Origin of the sequence: Pararhizobium arenae, assembly GCF_001931685.1 — a bacterium.
Classification (GTDB): Bacteria; Pseudomonadota; Alphaproteobacteria; order Rhizobiales; family Rhizobiaceae; genus Pararhizobium; species Pararhizobium arenae.
The window spans coordinates 1-1160 of record NZ_MOOY01000031.1 but is presented as its reverse complement, the minus strand read 5'-3'; the positions used below and the strand labels follow the sequence as shown (position 1 = coordinate 1160).

The following is a 1160-nucleotide window of genomic DNA, read 5'->3' as shown; positions in this document are numbered from 1 at the left end:
CCTTCTTGGATGATCAAACTATGAGATAGTTGTTTCTGCCGGGCGGGCGGCCACCCGCCCGGCAGCTGGTTGTCGGATCGTCACCTTCTCAGCCATTTCGGGCTGCGGGGAGCAAGATCGCAACCGGCTCTTCATCAGGCCCGTGTGGTTGCAGGAACCTTTGGGTTCGTATCCAAGACAGGGACGACGAAGATGACGGATACTAGCATGATCTGTGCCGGGATCGATGTCGGCAAAAGCCATCTCGACATCGCCATCCATCCCGGCGACGCGCGGCTGAAGGTCGCCTACGATACGGCAGGCCTGAAGCGGCTCGACGCATTTCTTCAGGAGCATGATGTCGAGCGGGTCGGTTTCGAAGCCTCCGGTGGCTATGAATGGCGGCTCATGGTGCATTTGCGGGCGTCCAAGCGCCCGACAGCGCGCCTGCAGCCGGCGCAAGTGCGGTTCTTCGCCAAGAGCCGGTTGCAGCGGGCCAAGAACGATCGGCTGGACGCCACGCTGATTGCCGTCTTCACCGCCAGCCTTGAGACAATGCCGGCCCTGCCTGATGCCCGCTTCGACCGGTTGTCGGCCGAGCAGACCTATCTGGAGCAGATCGAGCAACAGATCGCGCTGGTGAAGACCTTTGCCGAGACCGCCGTGCCTGACATCGTCAAGCGCCGCCACGCCCGCGAGATCGCCAGGCTTGAGACGTGCCGCAAAATGCACATGCTTCGGCTCGAAAAGATGGTCCGCGATGATGTCGATCTGGCGCGGCGGTTCGACCTTCTGATCTCCATCAAGGGCATCGGGCCGCGCAGCGCGCTGTGCCTCATCATCCGCATGCCCGAACTCGGCCATGCCAGCCGCAACGAGATCGCCGCCCTTGCCGGTGTCGCGCCCTACGATGACGACAGCGGCAAACATCGTGGCAGGCGGAAAATCCAGGGCGGACGCCAACGGCTGCGCAAGAGCCTGTTTATGTGCGCCTTCACCGCTGCCTGGCACAATCCAGATCTGGCGGCATTCTACAGGCGGCTGCGCGGCAACGGAAAGCAGCACCTCTGCGCGCTCATCGCGGTCGCCCGCAAACTCGTCATTCTGGCAAACGCTGTCCTTGCCCGTAACACCGCATGGACACCAAAATACTCACATGCATGAAACATGGTTGCTCCCCG

Annotated in this window: 1 protein-coding gene; it reads left to right on the top strand. The window is 62.0% G+C overall.

Annotated elements, in window-relative coordinates; all coding sequences use genetic code 11:
- The first annotated feature begins 192 nt into the window (after positions 1-192).
- Positions 193-1143 (top strand): IS110 family RNA-guided transposase, encoded by a 951-nt coding sequence (locus BLX89_RS23735; RefSeq protein WP_075293391.1) that lies wholly within the window; start codon positions 193-195, stop codon positions 1141-1143.
- The last annotated feature ends 17 nt before the right edge of the window (positions 1144-1160 follow it).

What these genes read in the sequence shown, in the direction of transcription:
- BLX89_RS23735 (WP_075293391.1), top strand. Translation starts at nt 193, where the DNA reads ATGACGGATACTAGCATGATCTGTGCCGGGATCGATGTCGGCAAAAGC.